Annotated in this window: 13 protein-coding genes and 1 pseudogene; 8 read left to right on the top strand and 6 right to left on the bottom strand. The window is 64.0% G+C overall.

The genetic code is table 11. The features are described 5' to 3' along the window. Positions 1-157: 157 nt before the first annotated feature. From kdgD to PPL01S_RS23585, 4 genes are all read left to right on the top strand, one after another. Positions 158-1,069 (top strand): 5-dehydro-4-deoxyglucarate dehydratase, encoded by a 912-nt coding sequence (gene kdgD, locus PPL01S_RS23600; RefSeq protein WP_016392555.1) that lies wholly within the window; start codon positions 158-160, stop codon positions 1,067-1,069. A 102-nt stretch (positions 1,070-1,171) separates the two neighbouring features. Continuing rightward, on the top strand, positions 1,172-2,533 hold the full coding sequence (locus tag PPL01S_RS23595; protein ID WP_016392554.1) for an MFS transporter: 1,362 nt from the start codon (positions 1,172-1,174) through the stop codon (positions 2,531-2,533). Positions 2,534-2,613: 80 nt separating this feature from the next. After that, positions 2,614-4,167 carry a galactarate dehydratase gene (garD, locus tag PPL01S_RS23590; protein ID WP_016392553.1) on the top strand — a complete coding sequence of 518 codons (1,554 nt, stop codon included), beginning with the start codon at positions 2,614-2,616 and terminating at the stop codon, positions 4,165-4,167. Positions 4,168-4,300: 133 nt separating this feature from the next. Next, positions 4,301-5,881, top strand: coding sequence for an aldehyde dehydrogenase (NADP(+)) (locus PPL01S_RS23585; protein ID WP_016392552.1), 1,581 nt, complete (start codon positions 4,301-4,303; stop codon positions 5,879-5,881). Positions 5,882-5,965: 84 nt separating this feature from the next. On the opposite strand, the gene PPL01S_RS23580 is transcribed toward PPL01S_RS23585, so the two are convergent. After that, entirely contained in the window at positions 5,966-6,715 is a 750-nt protein-coding gene (locus PPL01S_RS23580) for a FadR/GntR family transcriptional regulator (RefSeq protein ID WP_016392551.1), read from the bottom strand. A gap of 181 nt (positions 6,716-6,896) precedes the next feature. Here PPL01S_RS23580 and PPL01S_RS23575 point away from each other — a divergent pair, with 181 nt between their 5' ends. After that, on the top strand, positions 6,897-7,226 hold the full coding sequence (locus tag PPL01S_RS23575) for a hypothetical protein (RefSeq protein ID WP_028625977.1): 330 nt from the start codon (positions 6,897-6,899) through the stop codon (positions 7,224-7,226). Positions 7,227-7,257: 31 nt separating this feature from the next. Here the strand turns inward: PPL01S_RS23575 and PPL01S_RS23570 are convergent. Both PPL01S_RS23570 and PPL01S_RS23565 read right to left on the bottom strand, forming a co-directional pair. After that, positions 7,258-7,904, bottom strand: a pseudogene (locus tag PPL01S_RS23570) (substrate binding domain-containing protein); the annotation flags it as partial. A 183-nt stretch (positions 7,905-8,087) separates the two neighbouring features. Then, entirely contained in the window at positions 8,088-9,302 is a 1,215-nt protein-coding gene (locus tag PPL01S_RS23565; protein ID WP_028625980.1) for a YeeE/YedE family protein, read from the bottom strand. Between the two features lie 139 nt (positions 9,303-9,441). Between PPL01S_RS23565 and PPL01S_RS23560 the strand changes: the two genes are divergently transcribed. Next, positions 9,442-10,350 (top strand): LysR family transcriptional regulator, encoded by a 909-nt coding sequence (locus PPL01S_RS23560; RefSeq protein ID WP_016392547.1) that lies wholly within the window; start codon positions 9,442-9,444, stop codon positions 10,348-10,350. Here PPL01S_RS23560 and PPL01S_RS23555 read toward each other — a convergent pair whose 3' ends face one another. After that, a complete protein-coding gene (locus PPL01S_RS23555) occupies positions 10,351-10,869 on the bottom strand; it encodes a DMT family transporter (RefSeq protein ID WP_016392546.1) in 519 nt (172 codons plus the stop codon). It lies immediately after the preceding gene. Between the two features lie 136 nt (positions 10,870-11,005). Beyond that, positions 11,006-11,587 carry a hypothetical protein gene (locus tag PPL01S_RS23550; RefSeq protein ID WP_016392545.1) on the bottom strand — a complete coding sequence of 194 codons (582 nt, stop codon included), beginning with the start codon at positions 11,585-11,587 and terminating at the stop codon, positions 11,006-11,008. A 212-nt stretch (positions 11,588-11,799) separates the two neighbouring features. On the opposite strand from PPL01S_RS23550, the gene PPL01S_RS23545 reads away from it, so the two are divergent. Beyond that, positions 11,800-13,920: a TonB-dependent receptor gene (locus PPL01S_RS23545; RefSeq protein ID WP_016392544.1), complete on the top strand. Its 2,121-nt coding sequence runs from the start codon at positions 11,800-11,802 to the stop codon at positions 13,918-13,920. 250 nt (positions 13,921-14,170) lie between these two features. Beyond that, a complete protein-coding gene (locus tag PPL01S_RS23540) occupies positions 14,171-14,467 on the top strand; it encodes a DUF4189 domain-containing protein (protein WP_016392145.1) in 297 nt (98 codons plus the stop codon). 40 nt (positions 14,468-14,507) lie between these two features. Here the strand turns inward: PPL01S_RS23540 and PPL01S_RS25295 are convergent. Beyond that, on the bottom strand, positions 14,508-14,688 hold a 181-nt coding region (locus tag PPL01S_RS25295), incomplete at its 5' end, for a hypothetical protein (protein ID WP_217997303.1).

Here is a 14,688-nt window from a genome sequence, read left to right as displayed (position 1 = left end):
CGCTCGATTTGTGCCCCACCGCAAATCCTGTGACAAGCCCCCACGAGCCATCCCAAAATTTTCGCAAGGGGGACTAGTCATCTCAACAGTTGTACGATAACTTACCTCCAACGCAGAACAACACCCTTCACCCAAGTGCCACAGGATGCCTACAACAATGACTCCACAAGAACTGAAATCCATCCTCTCCCACGGCCTGCTGTCTTTCCCGGTCACCGACTTCAACGCCCAGGGCGATTTCCACCAGGCTGGCTACATCAAGCGCCTGGAATGGCTGGCCCCCTATGGCGCCAGCGCCCTGTTCGCCGCCGGCGGCACCGGTGAATTCTTCTCCCTCGCTGCCAGCGAATACAGCCAGGTGATCAAGACTGCGGTCGACACCTGCGCCAAGTCGGTGCCGATCCTCGCCGGCGTCGGTGGCTCCACCCGCCAGGCCATCGAATATGCGCAAGAAGCCGAGCGCCTGGGTGCCAAGGGCCTGCTGCTGCTGCCGCACTACTTGACCGAAGCCAGCCAGGACGGCGTCGCTGCCCACGTCGAAGCCGTGTGCAAGTCGGTCAACATCGGTGTGGTCGTCTACAACCGCAACGTCTGCCGCCTCAACGCCGACCTGCTGGAAAAGCTCGCCGAACGCTGCCCGAACCTGATCGGCTACAAGGACGGCCTGGGCGACATCGAGCTGATGGTGTCGATTCGTCGCCGTCTGGGTGATCGTTTCAGCTACCTGGGTGGCCTGCCGACCGCCGAGGTGTATGCTGCGGCCTACAAGGCACTGGGCGTACCTGTGTACTCCTCTGCGGTGTTCAACTTCGTGCCCAAGACCGCGATGGACTTCTACCACGCGATCGCCCGTGACGATCACGCCACCGTGGCCAAGCTGATCGACGATTTCTTCCTGCCGTACCTGGACATCCGCAACCGCAAGGCCGGCTACGCCGTAAGCATCGTCAAGGCTGGCGCCAAGATCGCCGGTTACGACGCAGGCCCGGTGCGCACGCCGCTGACCGACCTGACCGCCGAAGAGTACGAAATGCTCGCGGTACTGATGGACAAGATGGGTCCGCAATAAGCGCACCCTGCGGCCTGCCATTGCCGCGCCCGGAGTGGGCTGCCCCCACTCCGGCTACAACTCGTGAGCCCGCACAAAAATAACTAGTGGGAGTACTGCAGCATGCAAGCGACGAAAAAGACGCATGTGCGCTACCTGATCCTGTTCATGCTGTTCCTGGTGACCACGATCAACTATGCCGACCGCGCCACCATCGCCATCGCAGGCTCCAGCCTGCAGAAAGACCTCGGCATCGACGCCGTCACCCTCGGCTATATCTTCTCCGCCTTCGGCTGGGCCTATGTGGCCGGGCAGATTCCTGGCGGCTGGCTGCTGGACCGCTTCGGTTCGAAGAACGTCTACGCCTTCAGCATCTTCACCTGGTCACTGTTCACCCTGCTGCAAGGCTTCGTCGGCGGCCTGCCGGTGGCCTGGGCAGTGGTCACCCTGTTCACCCTGCGCTTTCTGGTTGGTTTCGCCGAAGCTCCGTCGTTCCCGGGCAATGCCCGTATCGTCGCGGCCTGGTTCCCTACCCAGGAGCGCGGCACGGCATCGGCGATCTTCAACTCGGCGCAATACTTCGCCACTGCGCTGTTCGCGCCGATCATGGGCTGGATCGTGTTCAGCTTCGGCTGGGAGCACGTGTTTGTGGTCATGGGCGCACTGGGCATCGTGTTCTCCATGGTCTGGCTCAAGACCATCCACAACCCGCGCCAGCACCCACGCATCAGCCCCGCCGAACTCGAGCACATCGAGCAGAACGGTGGTTTGGTCGACATGGACCAGAAGCGCGGCAACGACGGTCCGAAATGGGGCTACATCAAGCAACTGCTGACCAGCCGCATGCTCCTGGGCGTGTACCTGGGCCAGTACTGCATCAATGCCATCACCTACTTCTTCCTGACCTGGTTCCCGGTGTACCTGGTGCAGGAGCGCGGCATGACCATCCTCAAGGCCGGCTTCATTGCCTCGCTGCCGGCGGTGTGCGGCTTCATCGGCGGCGTGCTTGGCGGGGTGATCTCGGACTGGCTGCTGCGTCGTGGCAATTCGCTGACCTTCTCGCGCAAGTTGCCGATCGTCTGCGGGCTGCTGTTGTCGACCACCATGGTGTTCTGCAACTACGTCGACGCCGAGTGGATGGTGGTCGGCTTCATGACCCTGGCCTTCTTCGGCAAAGGCATTGGCGCGCTGGGCTGGGCGGTGGTCGCCGACACCTCGCCCAAGCAGATCGCCGGGCTTTCCGGTGGCCTGTTCAACACCTTCGGCAACATCGCCTCGATCACCACGCCGATCGTCATCGGCTACATCATCAGCGCCACCGGTTCGTTCAAGTGGGCCTTGGTGTACGTGGGGGCAAACGCCCTGGTGGCGGTGTTCAGCTACCTGGTGATCGTCGGCCCGATCAAACGTATCGAGCTGCGCGACGACGCAAAGCCTGAAACCCAGCCTGCCGGCAACGGCGAGCTGGCCGGCTCGCGTCACTGAGTGAACACGCCCGCCCCGGTGACCCCGGGCGCGGGCGTACGTACAAAGCCTGGGAAAAACATGACAGACAGGGCCCCATCATGCAGTTGATCGAACATTCCGACTCGCCGCGCTACGTCCGCCTGCACGACGACGACAACGTCGTGGTGGTGGTCAACGACGGCGGCCTGGGCGAAGGCGCCCGTTTTGCCGACGGCCTGACCCTGGTCGAGGGCGTGCCGCAGAGCCACAAGGTCGCCACCGTGCCTATCGCCAAGGGCGAGGCGGTACGCCGCTATGGACAGATCATCGGCTATGCGCTGGAAGACCTGCGCCAGGGCAGCTGGGTCCAGGAAAGCCAGTTGGCCATGCCCGCCGCCCCGGAACTGGACAGCCTGCCCCGCTGCGATGCGGTGCCTGCCCCCTTGCCGCCACTGGAAGGCTTCACCTTCGAAGGCTACCGCAACGCCGACGGCACCGTCGGCACCCGCAACATCCTCGGCATCACCACCACCGTGCAATGCGTGACCGGCGTGCTGGAGCATGCGGTCAAGCGCATTCGCGCCGAGTTGCTGCCCAAATACCCCAACGTCGACGACGTGGTCGCCCTCACCCACAGCTACGGCTGCGGCGTGGCGATCAACGCCCGCGACGCCTACATCCCGATCCGCACCGTGCGCAATCTCGCGCGCAACCCCAACCTGGGCGGCGAAGCGCTGGTGATCAGCCTCGGTTGCGAGAAGCTGCAGGCCGGCCAGGTGATGCACGACAACGACCCTTCGGTCGATCTCAGCGAACCGTGGCTGTATCGCCTCCAGGATGCCAGCCTCGGCTTCGGCGAGATGATCGAGCAGATCATGGGTCTGGCCGAAACCCGCCTGAAGAAGCTGGACCTGCGCCGCCGCGAAACCGTGCCTGCCAGCGAACTGATCCTCGGCATGCAGTGCGGTGGCAGCGACGCATTCTCCGGCATCACCGCCAACCCGGCGCTGGGCTATGCATCCGATCTGCTGGTGCGTGCCGGCGCCACCGTGCTGTTCTCGGAAGTGACCGAGGTGCGCGATGCCATCTACATGCTTACCTCCCGCGCCGAAAACCAGGACGTGGCCGACGCCCTGGTGCGCGAGATGGACTGGTACGACCGCTACCTGCAGCAGGGCGCAGCCGACCGCAGTGCCAACACCACACCGGGCAACAAGAAAGGCGGCCTGTCCAACATCGTCGAGAAGTCCCTCGGTTCGATCGTCAAGTCCGGCAGTGGCGCCATCCAGGGCGTGCTCGGCCCCGGCGAGCGGGTCCAGCGCAAAGGCCTGATCTTCTGCGCCACTCCGGCCAGCGATTTCGTCTGCGGCACCCTGCAGCTGGCGGCGGGCATGAACCTGCACGTGTTCACCACGGGCCGCGGCACACCTTATGGCCTGGCCATGGCGCCGGTGGTCAAGGTCTGTACCCGCACCGAGCTGGCCCAGCGCTGGCCCGACCTGATCGACATCGACGCCGGTCGCATCGCCAGCGGCCGGGCGAGCATCGAGGAATTGGGCTGGGAGCTGTTCCACTACTACCTGGATGTGGCCAGCGGCCGCAAGCAGACCTGGGCCGAACAGCACCGCCTGCACAATGACATCACCCTGTTCAATCCAGCCCCCATTACCTGAGCCATGGTCCATGTGGGAGCCGGCTTGCCGGCGATGCAGGCACTGCGATGCATGGCACCGGCTGCGCCGGTGATCGCCGGCAAGCCGGCTCCCACAATCCCCTCTTTGAATCCATCACCTACAGGAGCACCCCATGCCTGAGATCCTTGGCCACAACTTCATCGCCGGCCAGCGCAGCGCCGCAGGCCAACAGCGCCTGCAGAGCCTGGACGCGACCACCGGCGAGGCCCTGCCCTACAGCTTCGCCCAGACCACTGAAGCCGAGGTCGACCTGGCGGCCCACGCAGCCAAGGCAGCCTTCGTCGAATTCCGCCAGCTGGCGCCTGCGCGTCGCGCCGAGTTCCTCGATGCCATTGCCGCCGAACTCGATGAGCTGGATGATGCCTTCGTCGCCATCGTCTGCCGCGAAACCGCGCTGCCCGTCGCGCGCATCCAGGGCGAACGTGGCCGCACCAGCGGGCAGATGCGCCTGTTCGCCCAGGTGCTGCGCCGTGGTGACTACCTGGGTGCGCGCATCGATCTGGCCCTGCCCGAGCGCCAACCGCTGCCGCGCGTGGACCTGCGTCAGATGCGCATTGGCGTCGGCCCGGTGGCAGTGTTCGGCGCCAGCAACTTCCCGCTGGCCTTCTCCACCGCAGGTGGCGACACCGCTGCCGCCCTGGCCGCAGGCTGCCCGGTGGTGTTCAAGGCGCACAGCGGCCACATGGCCACTGCCGACCTGGTCGGCTGCGCGATCCAGCGCGCCGCCGAACGCACCGGCATGCCCAAGGGCGTGTTCAACATGGTCTTCGGTGGCGGTGTCGGCGAGTGGCTGGTCAAGCACCCGGCGATTCAGGCCGTCGGCTTCACCGGTTCGCTCAAGGGCGGGGATGCCCTGTGCCGCATGGCCGCCGAGCGCCCGCAGCCGATTCCGGTGTTCGCCGAGATGTCCAGCATCAACCCGGTGATCATCCTGCCGGGCGCCCTGGCCAAGCGTGGCGAAGCCATTGCCCGCGAGCTGGCCGGCTCGGTGTGCATGGGTGCTGGCCAGTTCTGCACCAACCCGGGCCTGGTGATCGGCCTGCAATCGCCTGAATACAGCCAGTTGCTCGCCGACCTGGGCCAGCACCTTGATGCCCAGGCCGGGCAGACCATGCTCAATGCCGGTGGCCTGCGCAGTTACGTCGGCGGCCTGGAGCATCTGCAGGCCCACGCCGGCATTACCCACCTGGCCGGCCAGGCCCAGCAAGGCAGCCAGGCACGTGCCCAGCTGTTCAAGGCCGATGCCCGCCTGTTGGTCGAATCTGACCCTCTGCTGCAGGAAGAAGTGTTCGGCCCGACCACCGTGGCGGTCGAGGCCCAGGACAATGCGCAACTGCGCGCAGCCCTGCTCGGCCTGCGTGGCCAGCTGACCGCGACGCTGATCGGCGAACCGGAGGACTTCGAAGCCTTTGCCTGGCTGGTACCGTTGCTGGAAGAGAAGGTCGGCCGCATCCTGGTCAACGGCTACCCGACCGGTGTCGAGGTGTGCGATGCGATGGTCCATGGCGGGCCTTACCCAGCCACCTCCGACGCGCGTGGCACCTCGGTGGGTACCTTGGCCATCGACCGTTTCCTGCGCCCGGTCTGTTATCAGAACTACCCGCAGGCGCTGCTGCCTGAGGCGCTGCGCGACGGCAACCCGCTGGGGCTGCGACGCCTGGTGAACGGGCAGTGGAGTGATGGAGCGATCTGAATGCCCTGATGCAAGAAGCCCCGCAATCGCGGGGCTTTTCTTTTGTCTTTGCCGGCCCTATCGCCGGCGCAGCCCACGAACCAGTCAGACCCCTTGCGCCTCGGCCGCTTCATGCGCTTGGCGCAACCGCTCGCGACTGTTGCTCAGGTGCATGCGCATGGCCATCTTGGCCCCCTCGCTGTCACGCCGGGCAATGGCCTCGTAGATCGCCTCGTGTTCATGCACCAGGCGCCCCATGTAGTGCGCTTGGTCATCGTGCGCCAGGCGCGCCGAGTTGAGGCGGGTGCGTGGAATGATGCTGGTGCCCAGGTGATTGATGATGTCGGCGAAATAATGGTTGCCGCTGGCCTGGGCGATGCGCAGGTGGAACTGGAAATCCGCCGAGACCGCATCGTTGGCATGTGCGGCGCCTTCGTTGAGCTCATCCAGCGCCGCGCGCATGCCGGCCAGTTCCTCGTCGCTGCGCCGCTGCGCTGCCAGGCCCGCCGACTCGATCTCCAGGGCGATGCGCAGTTCCAGCACCGCCAGCACCTCGCGCAAGGTGACCACGGTGGCCGGGTCGATGCGGAATCCGCCCGTGGTAGGCATGTCCAGCACGAAGGTGCCGATGCCATGGCGCGTCTCGACCTGCCCGGCCGCCTGCAGCCGCGAGATTGCCTCCCGCACCACGGTGCGGCTGACGCCCTCTTCGGCCATGATCTGCGATTCGGTCGGCAGCTTGTCGCCGCGCTTGAGCTGGCCACTGCGGATCCGCTCGGTCAACACCGTGACCAGTTCCTGGGCCAGACTGCGCGGTTTGCGCCGGGTCCGTGCCTGTACCTGCTGCTCTGTCATGCCCTGTTTTTCACCTCGAAAGACAGCCGTCATGATAGCGCAAGCAGTTGTACGATCACATACGTCCACCACGTAATTTGCAGCCTATACCTTTCCTGCCCCCCTGGAGGCAAAGTACTGGCCCCCTGCCTCGCAAACCAAAGGCAAACTCCCTTCATCTTCATATGCTTAGGACAGCAACATGCGAGTATTTCTAGCAACGATGGCCGGCTGCCTGCTGGCTTCGACTGCCTTCGGCGCCCACGCCAGGACGCTGAGCCAGAATGATCGCCAGGTCTGCGACTGGGGTTCGCAGATCGCCGCAGAGGCCCAACAGGCCAAGCTTTCAGGGGTCACCTTGTACGCCACACGCAACAAGCTGCAGGTGCGCAAGTTCCCCAAGCCATGGATGCGCATGACGGCGTTCGGTATCACCGAACAGACGTACAACAGCCGCTCCCAACTCAAGCCACAAGCGATCAGGCAGACCTATTACGAGCAGTGTGTCCAACACACGCTATCGAAGAAATAATTTTTTAATTTCATATAGTTATAGATCATTTCTAATCCATATTCGAAAAATGACAACGCCACGCTGGCCCTTCGTTGAAACGCGTCTCCAGCCACGCCCTGAACGCCCCCAGTGCCGCCGTGTTCAGGCGTGCCGAGGGGCGCACCAGGTAGATACCGGCTGCCACGTCCAGTTGCCATTGCGGCAGCACCCGCACCAACCTTCCAGCAGCCAGATCTTCACCCATCAGCCAGTCGCCACCGGCAAGAATCCCTACGCCCCGGCGCGCCGCCTCCAGCAGGGCTTCGTTGTCATTGGCGCGCAGGGAACCGCTGATCTTCACGCTCACCTGCTCACCTGCTCGCCTGCGCGGGTGAGGCGCCATTCAGGAAATAATCGTAAGCCATTGAATCACAAGCAATTGTGCTCAGACAATTGTTCCGGGACGCTAGGTGAGCCATGCCGTGCAAGGTAGTCGGGCGAAGCGCACAAGATGCGCCGGTGATCACACAGCCTTCGGGCGACGAGACGATTGTCAGCCAGCTCGCCGATCCGAATGGCGGCATCGAAGCCCTCCCCGACCAGGTCGACGAAACGGTCGGCGTACTCGGCCTCGACCGTCACCTGCGGGTAAGCCTGCACGAAATCCGCCAGCATGCCGCTGAGCCATCGCCGGCCCATGGCGGCAGGCAAGGCCAGGCTGCTGGGCTTGCAGCTGTTCCAGGTGCATGACGTCGGCGCCGCCGGTGGCGCTGAGGACGAGACGGGTAGCCATGTTCGGTTCCTTGAAGAAGGGAAAGACCGACTCAGGCTAATTAGCAGGGAGAAATCGAACAATCAGAGCAGGTGCAGAAGATTCCTGCACCTGAAGAAGCAATCCGCTTAGCAACCGGTCAGTGTCGCCGGCCGGCGCTCACCGGCGAAGAACAGCGGGCGCAGGCGCACACCGATCAGGTTGCCGGCGTACGCCGCCACCAACCACAACCAGCCATGCACGCTGCCCGAAGCGATGCCGCTGAAATAGGCGCCGATGTTGCAGCCGTAGGCCAGGCGCGAGCCATAGCCCAGCAGCAGGCCCCCGATCACCGCGGCGATCAGCGACGGCAACGGAATCTTCAGGCTCGGCGCGAAACGGCCTGCCAGCCCTGCCGCCAGCAATGCGCCGAGCACGATGCCGATGTCCATGACCGTGGTGATGTCCTGCCACAGCGGTGCGGCCAACGCCTTGGCATTGGCCGGGGATTGCCAGAACACCCAGCTGCCGACGTCCACGCCGACGCTGGAGAGCGTCTTTGCGCCCCACAGGGCGAAGGCCGAGGTGATTCCCCAGGGGCGACCGGCCAAGGCCAGGGTGGCGTAGTTCAGCAAGGCCAGGGCGACAGCCCCCCACAGCAGTGGCCACGGGCCGCGCAGGAAGCGGCGCAGGCCCTGATGCTCGGTGCTTGCCGGGGCTTCCAGGGCACCGTGTCGGCGCTTTTCCAGGACCACGGTGGCCCAGGCGATCAGTGCGAACACGGCCACGCTGGCCATAAGCGCCGGCCCGACACCCCATGCCTGGACGATCGAGGTGGCCGGCAACGAGGGCAGCGCGAACCACCAGTGCGCATGGTGCGTGGCGCCGACCGAGCCGATGATGAAGAACAACAGGGTCACCAGCATCCGCGCATTGCCACCGCCTACGGTGAACAGCGTGCCGGACGCGCAACCGCCGCCCAGTTGCATGCCGATGCCGAAAATGAAGGCGCCAAACACCACTGAGACACCGGCCGGTGCCACCAGGCCCGTGACCGGGGTGCCGAACAGGCTGCCAGCGGACAGCGCGGGGAAGAACAGCAGCACGGCCAGGGCCAGCATGACCATCTGCGCGCGCAGGCCGGCACCACGGCGTTCGTTGATGAACACACGCCAGGCCGAGGTGAAGCCAAAGGCTGCGTGGTAGAGCGTCAGGCCCAGGGCGGCGCCGACGATCAGCAGCAGCATCTGCTTGAAACCAGCGTTCAGGTTGAGGAACCAGGCGCCGGCCAGCAGCAGGACCAGGGCGATCGAGGGCGCGCCCAGGCGGCGCGGTGAAGGTGTGGCGGTTGCGGAAAGACCCATGGGGATGCTCGGATGACAGCGAAACGGGCGGGAAGTATAGCGCCGCAGGGTGATTGATGCTGCCTGTGCCGGCGATAGGGGCTATATACATCTGCTAGGCTGATATACCCTCTCCAAAAGCCACTCGACCATTCGCCCCATGGATGAACTGCGCAAGATCGACCTGAACCTGCTGCTGGCCCTGCACGCGCTGCTCAGCGAAAAACACGTGACCCGCGCCGCCCTGCGTCTGCACCGCAGCCAGCCAGCGGTCAGTCACGCCCTGGCGCAGCTGCGCACCTATTTCGACGACCCCTTGCTGATCCGCCAGAATGGCCAGATGACGCTGAGCGCGCGCGCCGAGGCTTTGTCCCGGCCCCTGCAGGATGCACTGGGCAGTCTCAATGGCCTGCTCGCCACCCCGCACTTCGACCCGGCACAGGCTCAACGGCGCTTTCGCCTGTCCTTGTCCGATTATTCCTCACGTATCGTCCTGCCGCCGCTGGTCCGCCACCTGCGCCGGGTGGCGCCGGGTGTCGAGCTGGCGATCAGCCAGGCCAGCCGCGAGACCATGCTGGCGCAGCTGCAGGATGGCGAACTCGACCTGGCGCTGGGCATTTTCCCCGAGCTACCGCTGGACATTGCCGCGCAAACCCTGTTCGAGGACAGCTTCATCAGCGTGGCCGACCGTCAGGTACTGCCGGCCAAGGGTGGCCTGGCGCTCGACGACTGGTTGGCGCGCCCGCATGTGCTGATGGCCATGCGCCCAGATGCCCACGACGAGATCGAACGCGCATTGGCCGCACAGGGCCTGCGCCGGCGTATCGCATTGGCGCTGCCGCACTGGAGTGCGGCGGTCGAGGTGCTTGGCGGGACCGACCTGGTGCTCACCGTGGCCCAACGTGCCGTGGGTTCGTTGCGCCCGTACCAGACCCTGCGCCAGTTCGAACCGCCTTTGCCGATTCCCACCTTCGCCTACCAGCAAGCCTGGCATGCGCGCAAGGACAGCGACCCCGGCCATCGATGGCTCCGGAAGGCGGTATGGGCCTGCAGCCAGCCCGCCCAGTGATCAACCCTCGGGCTGCTTGGCGGTGACGGCGCCGTTACCGGCCGGGCTGCCCGCCCAGGTCCCTTGAACCAGAAACACCCCAGCCAGGATCAGCACGACACCGGCCACCCTGGCCAGGTTGACCGGCTTGCTGGTGACGCCCATCAGGCCGAAATGGTCGACGATCACTGAGGTGAGGATCTGCCCCGCCACCACCAGCACCAGGAACCCCGCCGTACCCAACCGAGGAATCAAGGCCGCAGCGGCCGCCACATAGATCGCGCCCAATACGCCGCCGACCCATAGCCACCAGGGGCCTTGCAAGGCCTTGCCCAGGTCTGGCATCGGCACCCGCAGTACCAGCAGCGCCGCAACGACCACCAGCGAGCTGACTGTCAGAGACGTGAATGCGCCCCACAACCAATGCCCCAGCGCGCGGCCGACAGCAGCATTGGCTGCGGCCTGGAAAGGCAGCACGGCACCGGCGACCAAGGCCATGAGCGAGGGCAGGAAGGCAAGCAGGAGGGTCTTGTTGGACATGGATGCACTCATCGGAAGTTTCTGGATGAGTGCATCATCGATGAATAGACAGGGTGTATGGAAATCAAATCGGTGCACCCTGTTTATTCGTGAGATGGATAGTCCGCCTCGGTACCGCTGGCGACTATCCCTGCGTTCAGCGGGTGGTCTCGACCCTCAGCACTTCGGTGAAGATCGCATCGACGGTCTGGCCTTCCTTGAGATTCTTCATCCGCGCCTGCAGGTCCGGATTCTCTACCTTCACGACCTGCACCTTGCCTTCGGGAGGCAGCAAGGTTACTTCGTGGGTCTTCAGGTCGATCTTCTCGATCTTCGACGTGACCTTGACCTGGCGGAACGCTTCGCCACCCGGGTTCGGATTGTTTTCCTTGGCGCGAATGCTGCCCGACTCTGACGACGCCTTCGGCGCTCCGCCTACATCGGTATTGAGCACATACGCCACCGCACGGGTCACGTAGATGTCGACCTTGTCACCGACCTTCAGATTCGGCAGCGCTTTGGCCTTTTCCGTCAGCTGGAAGGTCACGTCCTCTTTTTGATCAGGCCCTTTCACCGTTACCTGGCGGGTGGCCATGTCGATTGCGGTGACCTCGGTCTTGACATGGCTTTCCAGCGCCTGACTAGCGATCGGTATTTCGGCCGCTTGCACCGTGAAACTGGCAGAGGCAACCAAGGTAGCGAGTGCAACGGCACGCGCGAGTGTGCAAATAGAATTCATAGGCCTTCATCCCTGTGAAGAGCAGAGTCTTGTGCGTGAGAGATTCACGCGAAAACAAGCATAGCCATTGCGCACAACTCTGCTTTGTCCCATGTCATGACAGCGAATCCCCATCGGGGCTATTGCGATAGCAAATGCGAATTCTTTACACTTGCTTTACATTTACAATTCGTTACTATTCGTGACCTCAGATCAACAATGAGTTGCGATTAATGACAAAGATGTCTGTTGCCCCGGCCTCCCTCTCGGTCCTGGGGTTACTGGTGGTGCCTGCTGTGCATGCTGAAACCCAGGGCGAGCTCGCCCTCCCCGCTACATCGGTCACCAGTGCCTACGAGCAACAGAGCTACAAGGCCAACGACAGCCGCAGTGCGTTGAAGATCGACGCCCCGCTGCGCGACATTCCACAGACGGTCAACGTCGTGCCCGAAAGCGTGATCAAGGACCAGGGCGCACAGTCCATGGAGGATGTGCTGAAGAACGTGCCCGGCATCGGCCTGTCCAACGGCGACGGCCAGCGCGACCAGGTGACCATTCGCGGCTTCAGCGCCATTGGCGACATGTACATCGACGGTGTACGTGACGACGCCCTGTACTTCCGCGACCTGTCCAACATCGAGCGGGTCGAGGTGATCAAGGGCCCGGCCGCCGTGCTCTATGGCCGTGGCTCATCGGGTGGCCTGATCAACAGCATCAGCAAGAAGCCCAACTTCGCACCCAAGCATGAGGTGGGCATGACCTTCGACAGCGAAGGCAAGCGACGCACCCAGTTCGACACCGGTTGGGCCGACCCGCAGGGCAACCAGGCCTACCGCATGACCGGCGCCTTCGAAGACAGCGACACCTTCCGCGACGATGGCTACATCGACCGCAAGGCGATCGCCCCGAGCGCTTTCTTCAAGCTCTCCGACGACCTGGAGCTGAACCTCGGCGCCACCTACCTGTACGACAAGCGCCTGATCGACTTCGGCATCCCCGCCCTGGGCGACCGCCCGGTGGACGTCGACCGCGACAAGCGCTTCGGCTCCGGCGACCCCGATCAGGACTACGCCCGCAGCGAAGTGTTCTCGCTCACCGCAAGCCTCGACTACCGGATCAACGACGACTTCACCCTGACCAACACCAGCCGTTACTACCGTTACGACCTGGACCGCAACAACACCCTGGCCGATACCAGCCCGACCCGCTTCGTCACCGCCCCGAACGGTGAGTTGCTGGTCAAGCTCAACCGCGGCAACGTCGCGCGTGACGAATACGGCGTGTTCAACCAGACCGAACTCAAGCAGAACGCGCAGCTGCTGGGCATGCAGCACAACTTGCTGTACGGCATCGAGGTCGGTTACCAGGACAAGGCCCAGCGCGTCTTCAGCCAGAACAACGTGGCCCAGGTGCCGGTCTTTGGCGACGGCCTGGTGCCGGTACCGGAGCATGCCGCCAACCTGACCTCCAAGGGCACCAACTTCCAGCAGACCACTGGCCTGTACATGCAGGACCTGATCGAGCTGAACGAGCACTGGAAGGCCCTGGTCGGCGTGCGCTATGACATCTTCGGCCAGCAATACGACGACGATCGCCCGCAGAACGTCGACCTCGACCGTACCGACAAGACCTGGAGCCCACGCGCGGGCCTGGTGTATCAACCGGACCAGATCCAGTCGTACTACGTGTCGGTCAGCCGCAGCTACCAGCCCTCGGGTGAAGTATTTGCGGTCAGCCCAAGCAACGAGCACCTGGAACCGGAAGAAACCACCAACTACGAGATCGGTGCCAAGTGGGACCTGCTCGACAGCCGCCTGGCGGTGACCGCGGCGATCTTCCGCCTTGAGCGCACCAACATGAAGACCGCCGACCCGGCCAACCCCAACCTGACCGTGCTGGCCGGAGAGCAGCGTACCGATGGCTTCGAGGCCACGGTCACCGGGCAATTGACCGACAAGTGGCAGGTCTACGCCGGCTACGCCTACCTGGATGCCGAGATCACCAAGTCCAACAGCAAGACCAATGGCGTTTCCAACGAAGGCCAGGTGCCGACCCTGACGCCACGCAACAGCGCCAACGTCTGGCTGGTGCGCACGCTCACCCCCGAGTGGCGTGTGGCGGCCGGCGCCAACTACGTCGACGAGCGCTACACCGCGCTGGACAACAAGGTCGTGATGCCGGGCTACACCACCTTCGACGCCGCGTTGCTGTACGGCGTGCCGAAGTGGGACATGGCGCTGCGCCTGAAGAACGTGTTCGACCGTGACTACTACGCATCGGCGCACGGCTCGGTGGACCTGGTCACGCCAGGCGCACCACGCACCCTGGAAGCCAGCTTCAACTATCGCTTCTGACGTGTAGATTTTCCCCCTGTGCCTGTGGGAGCCGGCTTGCCGGCGATGAGGTCAGGTCAGGCCCTATCGCCGGCAAGCCGGCTCCCACAGGATCTAATCCACGCCCAGCGCGGCCAGGCAGGGCTGCTCGGTCGATCAGGCTTGCGCGTGGTGCGCAATCAAGAGGATCACCTTGACGTCCGGATAGTTCAGCGCTTGGCTTGTTGGAAATATCCTGAAAGACTTCATCGGTCGAAACAGGGGAATGGCAATGAAGGCTGGCACAATTCGACCTTACGCATGGTGGGCTGCACATGGCCTGCTCGCCGTCAGCCTGGCGCTGGGCGGTTGTTCGAGCAATAGCAGCAAGCCCCGCACCTACGCCGTGGCGCAGGGCTCCAACTGCTTTGCCAAAGCAGTGCCCACCCTGGGCGAAGGCGGCCTGGCGTGGGGCAACACGCTGAGCATCGCCCGCCAGAAGTCGATGAACAATTGCATCCGTTATGCGGGCCGGTCCGGTGGCACACCCAACACCTGCCAGGTAGTGATGGCCAAGTGCAAGAACTAGTCACCGCCCAGGCGCGCGTCGAGCGCGCGTTCCAGCTCCGTCAATTCGACTTCGCCGCCTGACGCCAATCGTGCACAGCGATTCGCGCAATCTCGACGGCCGCCTGCTTGCTTGGGCTGCGCCCGAAGCAGGCTTTCAGACGGTTGTAGAGATTGATCACCAGGTCGTCCTTGAGGGTGCTTGGAGTCGGCATGCTAACGCGGAATCCGCTTTGTCTGTAG

It is taken from the genome of Pseudomonas plecoglossicida NBRC 103162 = DSM 15088 (genome assembly GCF_000730665.1).
Lineage (GTDB): Bacteria > Pseudomonadota > Gammaproteobacteria > Pseudomonadales > Pseudomonadaceae > Aquipseudomonas > Aquipseudomonas plecoglossicida.
The sequence above is the reverse complement of the archived record's forward strand: the minus strand, read 5'-3'. Positions and strand labels throughout refer to the sequence as shown.